We start from the raw sequence: 14,471 nt of genomic DNA, 5'->3' as shown, positions 1-14,471 counted from the left end.
CTTGTAACCGGGCCGCATTCACTAGCGCATTTTCAACTTCCATGATCCACGCTGGCGACGGCACCATCTTTTTATTCGCAAACTCGACGGAACCGGATCAGCCTGACGTTGAACCAAGCGACACGAGTTTAATCGAGATAGGCTAGCTCATGGTTATGAATAATCGCCGGATTGCAGCGCTGGCATTGGTTGTCGCCGGCACGCTCCCCACAGTAGCATGCGCCAAGCAATCTAGTGGCGATCGCACCCAATCAACCGTCGCTACTAATGCTCAGGCTACCAGTCCCGCCAGCTCAGGCGCTGCTCGGTTATCGAAGGTACGCGGCAACGCCCGTGGATGGAGCCTTCAGCAGTTCCAGCAGCGCCGTGAAGGCAAAGTGATGGCAGCAGATACCAGCCACGACGGCAGGGTCAGCCGAGCCGAATTTGTGGCAGCGATGACGAACGGCAAGGGTGACCCTGCCAAGCGGTTCACGCGTCTCGACCGCAACGGCGACGGTTTCGTGGATCGCCCGGAGATTGATACGGCCGCCAGCAAGCGTTTTCGACGGCTAGACATCAATGCCGACGGTCGGCTGACCCGCGAGGAACGCAAAGCTGGACACGCGTCAGCCGTCGATCGTGGCGCCGGATCAACCGACGACGCCGGCGAATGACATCGGGTAAGGAACCATGCCGGTAAGGTGCGCCCAATTTGGACAACTCCGATCCCGACGTTGCGTTGCTGTCACGCCTCTTACGCGGCGATCCGACAGCGGCGCGCTTGCTAGTCACGGGCAAGCTCCCGCGCATCGTCGGCTTGGCGAACCGTATGCTGCGCGATACCGCGGAAGCAGAGGACGTCGCCCAGGAGGCATTCGTCCGTGTCTGGCGGCAAGCTGGCAGCTGGGAGCCAGGGCGTGCGCGGTTCGATACCTGGCTGCACACGGTCGTCCTCAATCTGTGCCGCGATCGGTTGCGTCGTCGGCGCGAGATCACGAGCGATGCGGTCGTCGACCTTACCGACCCTACGCCCGATGCCGAGGCTACGCTTGTCTCGGCAGAACGCGATGGGGCGGTAGCAGCAGCGATTGCCGCGCTGCCGGAACGTCAACGAGAGGCCATATTGCTCGTTCATTATCAGGATCTGACAGGCGCGGCCGCAGCCGAAGCGCTGGGGGTCAGCGTCGAGGCGCTGGAATCCTTGCTGGCGCGCGGTCGACGGACCTTGCGCGCACAGCTTTCGCAAAAAGGAGCGAACGGTGACATCTGAGCCTTTCAGCCTGCAGCGTTTTCAAGCGCTGGCCGATGCCTATGGCGGTGTGATCGCACGGTGGCCGACTTCCGAGAAGGATGACGCGCTGCGCGTGTCGAGAACGCTTGAAGGGAGAGCTATCCTTGCCGATGCACTGGCGCTCGACGAGACGCTCGATAGTTGGCTGGTGCCAGCCCCCAACCACGCGCTCGCGGCCCGTGTTTTTGCGGGTGCGCCCAGAACCTCGATCGCGCGATCGGTCAAACTCTGGTGGACTGCGATCGGGATGACCGTCGCACTGTCAGGCGCCACGGCCGGCATCGCTGCTACGACGATCCTTACGCCGACGAGCCAGGCAGACAGCATGACGGTATTCGGCGACCTACCGGCCGGGAGTGACAGCAATGGGTAGGATGCGCATTCTGGTCATCGCCTCGCTGTTGCTCAACCTGTTCCTCGCAGGAGCACTGATCGGCGGAACGGTCTGGCTGAAGGGTGGTCACCGCATGATCGCTGCGGGCGCGCTACGCGTGATCGGCTCGGAACTGCCACGTGACGAGCGCCGTGCGTTCCGTACCAACCTGCGTCAGGCCCGCGCGTCGGTCCGGCCGCTCATCGTCGACAGCAACGCTGCCAAGGCGAAGGCAGCAAGACTGCTAGGCGAGCCGGTACCGAATGCGGTCGCGATCAAGGCGTCGCTTGCTCGAGCTCGCGCCAACGACGCCCGGGTCCGTGCGATCGTCGAAGACCGCGCCGTGGATTTTGCCGCCACGCTCCCGCAGGCGGACCGCCAGAGCATTGCGAATGCGTTGACCAGCAGAATACGCAAGCGGGATCGGTGACGCCGATGGCGACGGGGCGTCGCGACGGATTTGCAGTGACGCGCCGTTCAACGAGCAACGAACCGAACAGAAGGTCACGCTCCATTGAGAACAAGCCTGATAACGCGTCTGATGACGACCGCCGCCCTCCTGTGTGTCGCCGCATGCGGTAGCGGGGGCAGTGTGACTTCGGCGCCTATTGCCATTGTCCCAGGCGCAACGCCGACCCCGATAACAGCGCCTTCACCCACGCCAACGCCAACGTCTGCTCCCACACCAGTGGCTGCGCAGGCGGTCGGGGTATCCGGGCTTCACCTCACTCTCAACGGTCAAACCTGGATGCCGCGAAGCGTCGTGATCCGCGGCTTTGTCGCCACACCTGCGTATCTACAGGCCAATCTGCCAAAAACGTACACGGGAACCGTGAACTATGGGGCAGCCGAACTGGCAGCAGCGACGGCGTTCGGCGCGGACACGCTTCGCTTCCAGGTCAGCCAGCCGTCGCTGGATCCGCAATCGCCGCTCTACGATGCCGCCTATACCGCTAGCGTCACCGCGGCGATCAAGCAGGCGCGCGCTGCCGGGTTTGTCGTCATGATCTCGATGCAGGACGAGACCAATAGCGGCGAGACGGGGTTCAACCCTTTCGCCACCGCCGAGACGGTACGCGACTGGGATGCGCTCAACGCAACCTTCGGGGCGGACCGTGGTGTGCTGTATGAGCTGTACAATGAGCCGCGACCGGCGAAGAGCGATGCGAACTGGGCGCTATGGGCCTATGGGGGTACCAATGCTGCCGGCGCGAGCGATCCCGTCGCGGTCGGTATGCAGCCGCTACTGGACCATCTGCGTGCGGCCGGCAGCCAGAATGTCATGGTGCTCGACGGGCTAGGGATCGGTCGCACGCTCGACGGCGTACCGACGATCAACGACCCGCTCGGCCGTGTCGTCTACGCAGTCCACCCCTATCAGCGTGGTAGTGACGACGAGAGCAAATGGGATGTGGATTTTGGCATTCCCAGCACCAAAATGCCGGTTTGGGCCGATGAATGGTCCGCCGGGTTCGGCGCCGATATCGGCCTTGGCAATCTAACCAGCTATCAGGTCGCGGTCGACCTTCTGAACTACCTGCGCGACCATTCTATTCCGCTGGGCGGCGGGGCGTTCGACGTGCCGGGGGTAATGACTCAGACGGTGCCGGGATGGGCCCCGACAACATACAAGGGATCAACGCCGGCCAATTCGATGGGCAATTCGGGGCAGCTCGTCCACACGCTCTTCACGACAAATTATGGCCGGCCGCTTACCGCAGCTGACGGATTGTGACGTAGAGCCGGGGCACCGCGGGTGCCCCGGCCAATCGTTCACTCAGCGATAGCGCCAACCGCCATGCCAGCGGTAACGGTGCCCCCAATAGCGGCCGCCATGCCAATAGCCTCGGCCGGGATAGAATACACCGATTACCGGACCGCGCCGCCCGTACCCAGGCCCGCGGTTGGGAATGCAGCGCCCATAGGCACCGCGATGAAAGCCCCGCCCGCAGCCTTGCGCGGCGTCGGCGGTCGACGCCACGCCGAGCGTTGTTGTGGCAGCCAGAGCCGCCAGGATAAGCATCTTCATGATCACCTCTCATTTGCTTACGCATCCGGAATTGAACCGGACTATCGTTCAACGTCACCGGCAGCAGTTTCCGTCGCAGGTCGTTTTTCAACGGCGCGATCTAGTCGCCGCTCGGTATGTCTCGAGCGCAACGAAAGCCGATATGCCCGGTACTGCTTTCAGGGGTGCTGCTGCTACGAGCAGCCACGCGGTACCGGTTGCAATAGGATGGGTGGCACAGATGCGAGCCGCCCCGCAGCACCCGACGCTCGCCACTGGCGGGACCGTGAGGATTGTCCCGCGTTGTAAAGAGATGGTGCACAGGATCGAACCAGTCGGCGCACCAGTCCCAGACGTTGCCGGCCATGCCGTACACACCGTAGCCGTTGGCCGGAAACTCGCGCACCGGCCCCGTGCCGGGGGGTAGGGACCCGGCTCGTCGGCGTGGGAACGGCCCGTCCCAAATCCGACAGCGCGGTTCGCCCTCGGGCAAGAAAACATCGCCCCAAGGATAAAGCTGCTGGTCGAGCCCCCCGCGTGCCGCGCATTCCCATTCCGCTTCGGTCGGCAGGCGCTTGCCCGCCCAGCCTGCATAGGCGAGCGCATCGTGCCAGGAGACATGAACGACCGGGTGACCTCCCTGGTCGTTGATATCGCTCTGGGGGCCAGAAGGGTGACGCCAGTTGGCACCCTCGACTGCTGCCCACCAGGGCGCCTGCTCTACGACCGGATCGCCAGATCCCGTCTCGCCTACGAACACGAAGGACCAGCCCAGATGCTCGGCATCGGTGACATGGCCGGTCGCCTCGATAAAAAGCGCAAAAGATGCGTTGGTGACGGCAGTCGCGTCGATCAGGAAGGGGCGAAGGCGCACAGCACGAACCGGGCCCTCCCCATCCTCGGGAAACCCAAGCGGATCATCCGAGCCCATCCAAAACACGCCGCCCCGGACCTCGACCATCGGCTCAGTCAAGATTGAGCAAACTCCGGCATGCAGCGACGGCGTGTGGGGTGGTTGGCCCGGGTGATCGGGAGGACAACAGCTCATTGAGACTCAGGTTGGGAAGTCGGTGATGCGTGTGACCGCATCTGCCAGCGGGAAGGGGTCGCCGGCCGAGATCAACCAAGCCCCGATCTGCTTATCGAAACCCGTCATCATCGCTTGGTGTGCCGGGTCACGGACCAAATTCCTCATCTGAAACGGGTCGGCGACGTTGTCGTAGAGGCACCAGCGGCCGCTCTCGGCGACCGCGTAGGTATGGGTATCGGTGCGCAAGCCGCGATAGGTTGGCTGGTTGATGAACTGGTGACCCGGTCGGGTCTCCCGTGGCCCGCGCGCACGGCCGTCAGGCGCCGTCTCTCCTGCATCGCCGTCCTCACCGTTTGCCGCCATTCCGTCGGCTGCATGTGGCAACTGGTTCATCAGAAATACGGCTTGCGATGCCTCGACCCTGCCACCGCGCATAACGGCCGACATGTCACGTCCGGCACAGTGACGCGGGACTGGCAAGCCAGCCAGCGCGCACAAGGTGGGGTAGATATCGATGGCCGCAAACAGCGTGTCAGACCGGCTGCCTTTGGGCGTTACGCCGGGGTAGCGTATGAAGAACGGGACCCGGCAGGACTCCTCGAAGGGCACCTGCTTGGCCATACGGCCCTGCGACCCCATCATATCGCCGTGGTCGGAGGTGTAGACGACGATCGTGTCTTCCGCCTGGCCACTGGCCTCCAGTGCGGCGAGCAGCCGCCCGAACTCCGCATCGACCCCGGTGATCGCACCATAATAGCCCTGCATCGCTTCACGCAGCGGTTCGGCGCCGGTCAATGGTCGTGCCTCACCAGCGGCAGGCTTCCCTTGCAAGGGAAACGAGACGTTGGGTCGCAGCTTGAGCTGGTCGGGAGGGTAACGCTCGGCGTCCTGCGCGGGCGGGTTGTAAGGTGGATGCGGCGGGTTCCACGACACCATAAACATCCAGGGCTTGGTCGCGCCGTGCTGCCGCTCGATGAGGGTGATCGCCTGATCGGTCATCGTCGTGCAGTTCCAACCGTCGGGCTGAACCCTTGCGCCGGTATCGGGATCGTAGGTCCAGGAGCGGTAGTGCGCGTTGGTGCGAGCCCACACATGCCAGTCTTCGAACCCCTGGCGATCGGGACCAGCGGGTATGAACGCATTGCCGCGACCCTGCAGATGCCACTTGCCGACATAGCCGGTGTGGTAGCCGGCATCGCGGAACACGCGGCCGAGCGAGATTTCGTTCGACGGCAGCGCGACGTTGTTGTGGGTCAGACCCGTCTGATACGGCCAGCGTCCGCTCATCAGGATGCCGCGATACGGCGTGCATAGCGGATAGTTGGAGACACACCGATCCATCGAGAAGTTGGCGTGCCGAAAGGCGTCGAGGTTCGGGGCGGTGGCCTGGTTGAAAGGCTCGCCTGGCAGCGACGCGGCGCGGTGCTGATCGCTGAAAACGTAGAGGAGATTCGGCCGTCGTCGTGCGGTCGCAGCACGCACGCCGGTTGCAGCGACCGCGGCGACTGCAGCCGTCGCCTGAACGAAATCACGACGGTTCATGAGAGCCTCTCAACAGCATAACGAAAGACCGGGGCGGCAGGGGCCGCCCCGGCTGTGGCTCAGTAACCGCGGCGATTGTGCTTGCTGTTGTAGATATGCGCGCTGGCCCGGTTCTGACGGTTTTCAAGGCGCGCACGCTGATTGCTGTTGAGGTGCCCATCATTGTTCGCACGCATCCGTGCTTCGGTAGCATTAATACGACCCTGCTGGCGCTCGTCGCGAACGGCCTCACCGGCAGTCAGGCGCCCACTGGCAACGCCCTGATTGATGCGCGCCTGTTGGCGTCCCTGACGCTGATTGACGCTCTGCGCATCTGCGGCCCCGGCGAGCACCAACGCTGCCGTGAGGGCAGCGGTAAAACGTAGCTTCGACATCTCGTTCTCCTTGTCACTGCTCCTTCAACGCGGTGCTCGATTGATTCCGTCGCGAGAATTCTACAGTTCCAAGATAGACCGTTCTGTCGACTGGGACCTCTTCCAGTATGATAGCGACGAGTACGAATCTCCATCGCAAGGACGCAATCGATTTTGTGCCACAGCATTTAAGCGGCGCTCGTGCAAAAGCCCTGGCTTATGAACGTCTCGCATATCGCCGCATTCCACGACAACCGAATGTCACCTCCGGAGAGGGAAGCGGCCCGTTCACTACTGAGAGAGCGCGGATGTCGCCTGACGCCGTGGCCTTGTTGTCCTCAAGCATATCCGTTACCGTGTGATAATGTCACATCCCAATCGCGCGTCGGTCAATCCTGCCAATGTCCCGAGCGCCCGCTACTTTCCCCATGTCGGTATCGCCGCCAAGATGCGTGTGCTTGATGTCGGATGCGGCAACGGCGATCTTAGCCGGGTCATGGGAGCGTTGGTCGGCCCTGAAGGCGAAGTCGTCGGCATCGACAGGAGCGAAGATGCACTGGCATCGGCACGCGCCGTACCGCCTAATCCGGAAAACGCTCCGATCGATTACCGATCCGCCGATCTGAGTGGAGAGCTGCCCGACCTCGGCTTGTTTGATGCGATTGTCGGCAGGCGGGTGCTGATGTACCTTTTTGATGCTGCTGCAACGCTCGTACGGCTTGCACGATTGGCCAAGCCCGGAACGATCCTGGCCTTTCAGGAACATGCGCGCGCCGATCTGCCAAACGGCGCAGGCGATCTTTCAGTACATCGCCAGTGTTACGGAATGGTTTGGGACACCGTCGCTGCGGAAAAGGGCGACGTAATGCTTGGTTACCGTTTGGCACCATTAGTGCGCGCAGCCGGTTTCGTGGTCGAGCATGCGCGAAGCGAAGGCGTGCTTATCCAGCCTTGGGAAGAATCCTTCCTGCCAACGCTCGCGCGCGTCATGTTGCCGCGCATGATCGAACACGGTGTCGTGCGCGAGGGTGACGTCGATCTGGATACGCTCGCCCATCGCATTGATGACGAACGCCGCGCAACGAACGGTACGATCTTTTGGGATCTGGCCTTTCTCGTCTCGGGCCGGTTCGAAGGCGTCGAATAGTCATCGTCCAAGCTTGGCATTGCACACCTGCCGATCGCCTTCGCAAGCGCGTGCCGGAACCTTGATCTCGATGGAGAAAGTTGAACGGGAAGGCTAACGCGTTCTTGATCTGAGCTCCTAGCGGGAAAGTCGCCCGAGCGATCGCGCAGACAGCCGTCCGCCTACCTCAAATGGCCTGTCGGCGGCTGATACACGTGAAAAATCGCGCTTAACAAATAACCTCTATTGGGCGCTCGGATCGCGAGCCTCGACATCCGGGTGCGGCCGGGGAACAGCCCAGCAGCTTTTGAGCACCGCGCCCTGTCGGAAAACACATGTTTTCGACGCGGCCCGCCGTAAAAGGAGCAGATGTGAGTCGTACGTCGTGTCGCTAGTTCTTCATGTTCCCACGATTGTGCGAGATACTCTGTCGGAATGAGAAAGTGTGCGACAACCTCAGCCGGAGCGTTTTCCGTCAGGTAAGCGCCGCCGCCTTTTGGCATGGGCTCCAAACCTACAAAGTTGCATGCTCTCGGGCGTGTTTAACCCGATTTCCGAAGCTTTGCGAATGGTCGTTCATCAGAAGCCCGACAGTGACGGCCGTCTCCCAAAAAGACGGCTTCGTCCCAACTCGCGCCTCTCATGCGGCCTCGTCAGCGACGATATGCCTACATGAACAAACGGCCGAAGTTGGGCGGGCCGAAGGAGCCCGCGAACGTCTGTTTGTGGGTCGGGACAGCCACGATACCGCCAGCAGTATAATGGCTACACGCGATTTGCGTGCCGCTCCACCATGCTTCGAACAAGTTGCGTCGGAAAGGCGTTCAATTTCGTACGAAGGCCGTTCCGCGACAAGTCCTCACGCATGTCGGAAGGCCTGTGCCGACTACCTGACGGGCAGCACGTTCAGCTCCGTTGGTTACCCTCTTCACGCTGCTTGGCGGCGCGCTCCGTCAGCGTTTTCAACGTCTCGTCGAAGCGGCCCTCGCGTTCGGCCTGACGCAGGAACTGGACCTCGTCGACAAGGATTTCAGCTGGCGTAGGTTGCTGGGCGAATTGCATAGCGACAGCGTCGGCGAACGCATCGAGCGGCATGTAGCCTGGTCGCTTCGCCTGTCCTGGCGTGAGGTCGGTCTGCACGCCTGGCGGGGCCAGCTCGATCACCTCGACCTTGCCCGCTAACTGGGTCCGGAGCGAGACTGAGTAGGAGTGGATCGCTGCCTTGGTCGCCGAGTAGGTCGGCGCCGCCACCAGCGGCACATATGCGAGGCCCGAGGTAACCGTAACGATCGCGGCATCAGGCTGATCCCTGAGATGGTCGATCAGCGCGTTCGTCAGCCGGATCGTGCCAAGTATATTGATCGCCAGCGTCGCTTCGGCATCGGCCAGGTCGCGCCGACCCGTCAGATCCTCAAATTTCATGATGCCGGCATTGTTGAACAGCACGTTCAGCGCCGGAAAGTCGGCGACGACCTTCTGGGCGAAATCGTCGACCGCAGCAGCGTCTTCGACATCCAGCGTCATGGTATGGATGCGATCACGGCCATCCGCCGCGCGTTGGAGCGCCTCTTGGCGCCGCCCGGCGATTATGACCGTGTCACCGCGATCATGGAAGCGGTGCGCCAGCGCTTCACCGATACCGCTTCCTCCACCCGTCATCAGGATCGTGTTGCCGCTAATCTTCATGGTTGATCGCTCCGCATCAGGGAAAGGTCGTCGGCTCAGAATGATCGCCGCACCGGATCGTTCATCGATGCCTGGCCGGCGTGGCGACATACCTGAACGGACGACCGAGTTCGGAGGAGCCTCAACCTGTCGTGAATAACTGCAACCGGTCTTTTTCGTATCATGCTGCCGAGTGCCCTCGCTTCCCTGAGCTTCGCAGCGGAGAGCGATGGGCATCATTCAAGCGGTCGCGCCGCCATCAATGTTGATCGTGGTACCGGTGATATAGCTTGCGTCCGGTCCGGCGAGGAACGCGACCGCGCCCGCGATCTCCTCGACCTTGCCGTAGCGGCCGAGCGGGATGGCTTGCAGCACCTGCCCCGCGAACTCGCTGTCAGCGGGGTTCATGTCGGTGTCGATCGGTCCCGGCTGCACGGTGTTGACCAGGATGCTGCGCGGAGCGAGATCCTTCGCCCAGCCCCGTGCCAGCGCCGCGACCGCCGCCTTGGTAGCGCTGTAAACCGTGGTCGCGGGGAAGGCCATTTCGCCCGAGATGCTGCCGATCAGGATGATCCGGCCGCCATCGCTGAGATGCGGAAGCGCCGCGCGCGTGCCGACATGCAAACCCTTAACATTGACGTCGAACTGGCGGTCATAGGTCTCGTCAGTATCGTCCGTAACGATCGAAAATTCGGCCACGCCGGCATTGTGGACGAGGATGTCGATCCCGCCAAGGGCAGCGGCGGCCTGCTCGACGCCCGCGCGCTGCGATACTGGATCGGCGGCATTGGCCTGGAAGGCGAACGCCGTGCCGCCGACGCTTTCGATCTGCGCTACGGTGGCGTCTGCGGCGGCCTTGTTGCCGGCATAGGTAATCGCGACGCTCGCGCCATCTGCTGCCAGTCGCTTGGCGATCGCCGCACCGATGCCGCGCGATCCGCCCGTGACTAGCGCCTTCTTGCCCTGAAGTGACATGTGCTTTCTCCAAAGATGTTGCCGGCGATTGCGATGTCGTGCGCTGCCGGCAGGCAGGAAGATGGCGTGCCGTTCCAACGGTTCAATATTCCCGAACTATTAAATTCACGGTCGTGCCCTATATTCCGCTGCATGCCCCGCTTCACCCACCCCCGGCTGGAGGACGTTCCGCTCGATCTGGCGCTGCATGCGCTGGCAGATACCAATCGGCTTGGCATGGTGGCACGGCTTGCGGAGACCGAGCGGCTGAGTTGCACGGACGCCGCGCCATGCGAGACGATCCCCAAAAGCACGCTCTCGAACCACCTCAAATTGCTGCGCGCCGCGGGACTGATCGAGACGACGCAGGCCGGGCGCGAGATGATCAACGCGCTGCGGCGCGACGACTTCGATAAGCGCTTTCCTGGCCTGCTCGACGCGGTCCTCGCCAACCGGCCCGCCTAATTGTCGGCCAATCGCGTCAAGCTCGATTGGCTCCGGTCGGCGCTTGACAGCGGCGCACTGGAAGCGGTGCTGCGTGACTAAGCAGATAATTCGCTCAAATGAATGGGCGGCAGGTTTCGGGCAGCGAGAAGGGACGTGTGAATGGCCGGGATTGGGTCATCTGAGCATCAAACGGGATCGCTAGCGTAATCTGCAGCCGGGAAAACCTGTGCGAGAGCCAAGCCTGCAATACGTGCAGTTGCAAGAAGCTGATCCAGCCCATGCCCATTGCGCGCCTTGGCGGAGAGTCCCGACATGGTCGTGCTGACGAAGTCGGTCAGGCGCCGGGCATCTTCCGGATGGCGGGCAGCGATATAGTCGCGAATCACGGCTTCGGCGGCAAGGCTGATCTCACAGGCAGCTTCGCGCGCGTCGCCATCCTTCGCGCGGATGCCCTCCACCACCATGCATCCGCTCGCCATTGGGTCGGCGGTATAATAGCGGGCGGCCTCCTCGAGCACCGCTGCGAGGCAGGCGCCCACGGGCCGGTCGTCCCGCAGCAGATTGGCGAAGGGAATGGCGCTGGTCGCGTTATAACGATCGAGTACGCGGGCGTAGAGACCGGCCTTGCTGCCGAAGGCGGCGTAAAAACTTGGTGGGTTTATCCCAAGCGCGGTGGTGATGTCCGAGACGCTGACCGCGTCATAGCCATGCGCATGGAAAAGCTGCTGCGCGGTACCAATTGCTTCTTCGGGATCGAAGCGTCGGGGCCGACCCCGTGCCCGGGATTTATCTGTAGTCATCATTACAAAACACCTTGACGAGTCTAATCGAGCATTTATGTAGCGAGCCATACATTAATTCTCAAGGATGCACATCATGGCCCCGTTTCAAGCAAAGTCCGTTCTTGTACTGGGGGGTAGTCGCGGTATCGGCGCAGCGATCGTCCGGCGCTTTGCCGCGGAAGGTGCATCCGTAATCTTTACCTATGCGGGGTCTCTAGCGGCCGCGGAGCGGCTTGCGGCAGAGACCGGGGGCAAAGCGGTGCAAACCGACAGCGCTGACCGCGACGCGGTGATCGCGCGCGTGCGGGACAGCGGGCCGCTCGACATTTTGGTCGTGAATTCCGGGTTCGCAATCTTCGGCGATGCGCTCGATCAGGACCCGGACGAAATCGATCGGCTGTTCCGCGTGAATGTCCACGCGCCCTATCACGCCTCTGTCGAAGCGGCGCGGCAGATGCCCGATGGCGGACGGATCATCGTCATCGGCTCCGTCAACGGTGATCGGATGCCGGTGCCCGGCATGGCGTCCTACGCGCTCAGCAAATCTGCGCTGCAAGGGATGGCGCGAGGGCTTGCCCGCGATTTCGGGCCACGCGGCATCACGATCAACATCGTGCAACCAGGGCCGATCGACACCGATGCCAACCCTGAAAACGGTCCAATGAAGGATCTGATGCACAGCTTCATGGCGATCAAGCGCCACGGACGGCCGGAAGAAGTCGCGGGGATGGTTGCATGGTTGGCGGGGCCGGAGGCGGGCTTCGTTACCGGTGGGATGCATACGATCGACGGCGCGTTCGGCGCTTGAACCCAAATGACGACGGTGGCGCGGGCGAGGTTGGTAGCACCATCGCTCGCGTCGTGACCGTTAGCGAAAGCTGTTACGCGTCATCATCAGCAATTGACGATCTACGCTCCTTAACGAAGGTTTGGTTTTGGGAGGCGGCCAGGACGGTTTGAATAGCCGTTCTTGAGTGTCCGCAACTGCAGGGGCCCCAATCCTTCCTTGATGGATCCCGGTTGGTTGCCGTTGGTGCCGCACCGCCGTTCTGATCATGAGCTACAGCGCCTGCGCGACTATCAGCTGCTGAAGTATGCCGGACTTTTTAGGTCATCGATCAGGGAGAGGCCAGCCGGTGCCCAGCCAAGTTCAGCTTGGGTGAGCGCGCTGCTCACTGGGTTGTCAACCGAGACGAACGGCGCCGTAAAGCCAAGCTGGCGTGTGGCGTCGACCTGCGTTCCCGAGCGTAGAGGCAGGCCCAATCGCTGGCTCATGACCTCGGCAATCTCGCGATAGGTGAGCACGTCGTTACCTACGCCGTGGTAGACGCCCCCAAACTTTCCCTTTTCGAGCGCCAGCCTGAACAGCGAGACGGCGTCATTGATATGGACGCCGCTCCAGTGATTGGCGCCCTCGCCGACATAAATAACCTCGCCGTGTTTGCGCGCTGCCAGGGCGAGTTGGGGGATTAGGCCCTTGTCGCCCGTCCCGTGTACTGCGGGCGCCAATCTGACGATCGAGGCTCGCACTTTGCGGGACGCCCAATGCTCCACGAGAGCTTCACTGACAGAGCGGACGTAGCCAGGAGACGCTGCGTTTGGGCAGTCGGTTTCAATGGCAATGCCCCGTGCCGATGCCCCCGAAGCACCAGCTATGCCCATCGTGGCGAAGGCGGTCACTAAGGGTCGCTCAGAACCACCGAGCGCGCTCGCCAGGGCATTGAGGGCCGCGTCGTTGGTCGCTGTAATGGCCTTCATCATTCGTCCCATGATGCCACCAGGCCAGCCACCAAAAACGGCACTGAGCATACGTGTACGCGGCATGTCACCCGGCGAGAAACTGTATGCCAGATGGATTACGCCGTCGGCCGCCTCGGCGCCCTGCCGCAGAACCGAAAGGTTGGTAAGGCTGCCAATGAGAGGTTGGACACCGTTCGCTTGCAGCATTTCAGCGGAGGCTTGAGATCTAGCGAGGCCCACAACTTGGTAACCGCGCTTAATGAGGTCATTCGCAATCGCAGGTCCTAGGAAACCCGTTGCGCCAGTGATGAAGACCCGCATGCAGATTACTCCTATTTGTTGTTCAAGGAATTGCGTCGGCCTTGCTGAAGGTTAGGTACAGCTCTGCCAGGACCATGTTGGGCAGCCAGCATGCCCAGGAAATCACGCGATAGGACAGGATCGGATCGAGCCCGAGTTGAAAGCTAGCCGGCAGGTAGAGTCGCAGCGTTACTGCCGATAACGTCAGTGCAAACGAGCGGATCATCCAGCGCCGATGCGACGACACTCGTTGTGCTAGGATCTCCCGGACCGCAAATATGGTGGCTGCAATCCAAGCGATACCCAGCAAGCTGAAACCGGTGCCGGCGATAGGTCCTGTGGAGACGCCGGTCGCAAGCACTAGCGCAGCGGTCCCCCCCGTGACGCACCCGGCGACGTAGATTTGCCCGCACATCCGGTGAGCGGCTGTCTGGCGCGTACGAAACACAGGCAGAAACTGCCATGGTCCAACAAAGAGTGCAGTTGCGGCCCCGGTCGCGTGGATCACAAGCCATGGGTTCACATAGGCATTGGCTGCGATTGTCACTGGAACGGGTCCCGCCTTTGCGAGATAGCGATAGGAAACAAGCGCCACAGCGCTACTCAGCATCGCCATGAACGCCCAAGACACGCGTCGCACTAGAGAAGACCGTGGTCGCGGCCTTTCCGTTCGCGGTCGGGGCCAGGACGGCGGATTGGGATCGATCATGCTACAGGCCTCGTATTTCGACACCGTCTAGGCATGAGGCGCTGGACCGACCATGCTCATCCGTCCCCTCATTCATTGTGATCGTCCAAATCATGGATCCACTTTCTGATATTCTGACGTTGATGAAACCGACTGGTTATGGCTTTCGCGGGTTGGACGCGGCGGGGGA

17 protein-coding genes are annotated in these 14,471 nt (G+C 62.1%); 8 read left to right on the top strand and 9 right to left on the bottom strand.

Translation table 11 applies throughout. From position 1 onward, the window contains the following. Positions 1 to 380 precede the first annotated feature (380 nt). From ABIC16_RS18800 to ABIC16_RS18780, 5 genes are all read left to right on the top strand, one after another. Complete coding sequence (locus ABIC16_RS18800; RefSeq protein WP_354292399.1) at positions 381 to 656, top strand: EF-hand domain-containing protein; 276 nt, start codon at positions 381 to 383, stop codon at positions 654 to 656. A gap of 38 nt (positions 657 to 694) precedes the next feature. After that, a complete protein-coding gene (locus tag ABIC16_RS18795; RefSeq protein ID WP_354292398.1) occupies positions 695 to 1,252 on the top strand; it encodes an RNA polymerase sigma factor in 558 nt (185 codons plus the stop codon). Next, the gene (locus ABIC16_RS18790) at positions 1,242 to 1,646 is read left to right on the top strand and encodes a hypothetical protein (RefSeq protein ID WP_354292397.1); all 405 of its coding nucleotides are present in this window, start codon (positions 1,242 to 1,244) and stop codon (positions 1,644 to 1,646) included. Before ABIC16_RS18795 ends, ABIC16_RS18790 begins: the two co-directional genes overlap by 11 nt. Continuing rightward, positions 1,639 to 2,076, top strand: a complete 438-nt coding sequence (locus tag ABIC16_RS18785) for a periplasmic heavy metal sensor (RefSeq protein WP_354292396.1) — start codon at positions 1,639 to 1,641, stop codon at positions 2,074 to 2,076. The genes ABIC16_RS18790 and ABIC16_RS18785 overlap by 8 nt, the downstream gene beginning before the upstream one ends. Before the next feature lie 402 nt (positions 2,077 to 2,478). Then, positions 2,479 to 3,381 carry a cellulase family glycosylhydrolase gene (locus ABIC16_RS18780; protein ID WP_354292395.1) on the top strand — a complete coding sequence of 301 codons (903 nt, stop codon included), beginning with the start codon at positions 2,479 to 2,481 and terminating at the stop codon, positions 3,379 to 3,381. Positions 3,382 to 3,423: 42 nt separating this feature from the next. On the opposite strand, the gene ABIC16_RS18775 is transcribed toward ABIC16_RS18780, so the two are convergent. The 4 genes from ABIC16_RS18775 to ABIC16_RS18760 form a co-directional block, all read right to left on the bottom strand. Next, positions 3,424 to 3,675, bottom strand: coding sequence for a GCG_CRPN prefix-to-repeats domain-containing protein (locus ABIC16_RS18775; protein ID WP_354292394.1), 252 nt, complete (start codon positions 3,673 to 3,675; stop codon positions 3,424 to 3,426). A 100-nt stretch (positions 3,676 to 3,775) separates the two neighbouring features. Continuing rightward, complete coding sequence (locus tag ABIC16_RS18770) at positions 3,776 to 4,627, bottom strand: formylglycine-generating enzyme family protein (protein ID WP_354292393.1); 852 nt, start codon at positions 4,625 to 4,627, stop codon at positions 3,776 to 3,778. 81 nt (positions 4,628 to 4,708) lie between these two features. Then, a complete protein-coding gene (locus ABIC16_RS18765) occupies positions 4,709 to 6,226 on the bottom strand; it encodes a sulfatase family protein (RefSeq protein ID WP_354292392.1) in 1,518 nt (505 codons plus the stop codon). 59 nt (positions 6,227 to 6,285) lie between these two features. Next, complete coding sequence (locus ABIC16_RS18760) at positions 6,286 to 6,600, bottom strand: hypothetical protein (protein ID WP_354292391.1); 315 nt, start codon at positions 6,598 to 6,600, stop codon at positions 6,286 to 6,288. A 343-nt stretch (positions 6,601 to 6,943) separates the two neighbouring features. Here ABIC16_RS18760 and ABIC16_RS18755 point away from each other — a divergent pair, with 343 nt between their 5' ends. After that, entirely contained in the window at positions 6,944 to 7,726 is a 783-nt protein-coding gene (locus ABIC16_RS18755; protein ID WP_354292390.1) for a methyltransferase domain-containing protein, read from the top strand. Between the two features lie 885 nt (positions 7,727 to 8,611). On the opposite strand, the gene ABIC16_RS18750 is transcribed toward ABIC16_RS18755, so the two are convergent. Together ABIC16_RS18750 and ABIC16_RS18745 are read right to left on the bottom strand one after the other, a co-directional pair. After that, positions 8,612 to 9,391 carry an SDR family oxidoreductase gene (locus tag ABIC16_RS18750; RefSeq protein ID WP_354292583.1) on the bottom strand — a complete coding sequence of 260 codons (780 nt, stop codon included), beginning with the start codon at positions 9,389 to 9,391 and terminating at the stop codon, positions 8,612 to 8,614. 219 nt (positions 9,392 to 9,610) lie between these two features. Further along, complete coding sequence (locus tag ABIC16_RS18745; RefSeq protein WP_038658504.1) at positions 9,611 to 10,345, bottom strand: 3-oxoacyl-ACP reductase family protein; 735 nt, start codon at positions 10,343 to 10,345, stop codon at positions 9,611 to 9,613. Positions 10,346 to 10,477: 132 nt separating this feature from the next. On the opposite strand from ABIC16_RS18745, the gene ABIC16_RS18740 reads away from it, so the two are divergent. Beyond that, positions 10,478 to 10,789 (top strand): ArsR/SmtB family transcription factor, encoded by a 312-nt coding sequence (locus tag ABIC16_RS18740; RefSeq protein ID WP_354292389.1) that lies wholly within the window; start codon positions 10,478 to 10,480, stop codon positions 10,787 to 10,789. A 167-nt stretch (positions 10,790 to 10,956) separates the two neighbouring features. Here the strand turns inward: ABIC16_RS18740 and ABIC16_RS18735 are convergent, their stop codons facing one another. After that, a complete protein-coding gene (locus ABIC16_RS18735; protein WP_242140830.1) occupies positions 10,957 to 11,574 on the bottom strand; it encodes a TetR/AcrR family transcriptional regulator in 618 nt (205 codons plus the stop codon). 73 nt (positions 11,575 to 11,647) lie between these two features. Between ABIC16_RS18735 and bdcA the strand changes: the two genes are divergently transcribed. Continuing rightward, the gene (bdcA, locus tag ABIC16_RS18730; RefSeq protein WP_354283651.1) at positions 11,648 to 12,361 is read left to right on the top strand and encodes an SDR family oxidoreductase; all 714 of its coding nucleotides are present in this window, start codon (positions 11,648 to 11,650) and stop codon (positions 12,359 to 12,361) included. Between the two features lie 272 nt (positions 12,362 to 12,633). Here bdcA and ABIC16_RS18725 read toward each other — a convergent pair whose 3' ends face one another. Continuing rightward, positions 12,634 to 13,614: an SDR family oxidoreductase gene (locus ABIC16_RS18725; protein ID WP_354292388.1), complete on the bottom strand. Its 981-nt coding sequence runs from the start codon at positions 13,612 to 13,614 to the stop codon at positions 12,634 to 12,636. A gap of 22 nt (positions 13,615 to 13,636) precedes the next feature. Beyond that, entirely contained in the window at positions 13,637 to 14,209 is a 573-nt protein-coding gene (locus tag ABIC16_RS18720) for a DUF2306 domain-containing protein (protein ID WP_354292387.1), read from the bottom strand. Positions 14,210 to 14,471 lie beyond the last annotated feature (262 nt).

It is taken from the genome of Sphingomonas sp. PvP055 (genome assembly GCF_040546365.1).
GTDB lineage: Bacteria > Pseudomonadota > Alphaproteobacteria > Sphingomonadales > Sphingomonadaceae > Sphingomonas > Sphingomonas echinoides_A.
This window is presented reverse-complemented; position numbering and strand designations above follow the sequence as displayed.

Excerpts from the sequence above, each read along its gene's own strand:
- ABIC16_RS18800 (WP_354292399.1), top strand. The coding sequence starts at position 381 with ATGGCAGCAGATACCAGCCACGACGGCAGGGTCAGCCGAGCCGAATTT.
- ABIC16_RS18785 (WP_354292396.1), top strand. The coding sequence starts at position 1,639 with ATGGGTAGGATGCGCATTCTGGTCATCGCCTCGCTGTTGCTCAACCTG.
- ABIC16_RS18775 (WP_354292394.1), bottom strand. The coding sequence starts at position 3,675 with ATGAAGATGCTTATCCTGGCGGCTCTGGCTGCCACAACAACGCTCGGC.
- ABIC16_RS18765 (WP_354292392.1), bottom strand. The coding sequence starts at position 6,226 with ATGAACCGTCGTGATTTCGTTCAGGCGACGGCTGCAGTCGCCGCGGTC.
- ABIC16_RS18760 (WP_354292391.1), bottom strand. The coding sequence starts at position 6,600 with ATGTCGAAGCTACGTTTTACCGCTGCCCTCACGGCAGCGTTGGTGCTC.
- ABIC16_RS18755 (WP_354292390.1), top strand. The coding sequence starts at position 6,944 with ATGTCACATCCCAATCGCGCGTCGGTCAATCCTGCCAATGTCCCGAGC.
- ABIC16_RS18750 (WP_354292583.1), bottom strand. The coding sequence starts at position 9,391 with ATGAAGATTAGCGGCAACACGATCCTGATGACGGGTGGAGGAAGCGGT.
- ABIC16_RS18745 (WP_038658504.1), bottom strand. The coding sequence starts at position 10,345 with ATGTCACTTCAGGGCAAGAAGGCGCTAGTCACGGGCGGATCGCGCGGC.
- ABIC16_RS18740 (WP_354292389.1), top strand. The coding sequence starts at position 10,478 with ATGCCCCGCTTCACCCACCCCCGGCTGGAGGACGTTCCGCTCGATCTG.
- ABIC16_RS18735 (WP_242140830.1), bottom strand. The coding sequence starts at position 11,574 with ATGATGACTACAGATAAATCCCGGGCACGGGGTCGGCCCCGACGCTTC.
- bdcA (WP_354283651.1), top strand. The coding sequence starts at position 11,648 with ATGGCCCCGTTTCAAGCAAAGTCCGTTCTTGTACTGGGGGGTAGTCGC.
- ABIC16_RS18725 (WP_354292388.1), bottom strand. The coding sequence starts at position 13,614 with ATGCGGGTCTTCATCACTGGCGCAACGGGTTTCCTAGGACCTGCGATT.
- ABIC16_RS18720 (WP_354292387.1), bottom strand. The coding sequence starts at position 14,209 with ATGGCGATGCTGAGTAGCGCTGTGGCGCTTGTTTCCTATCGCTATCTC.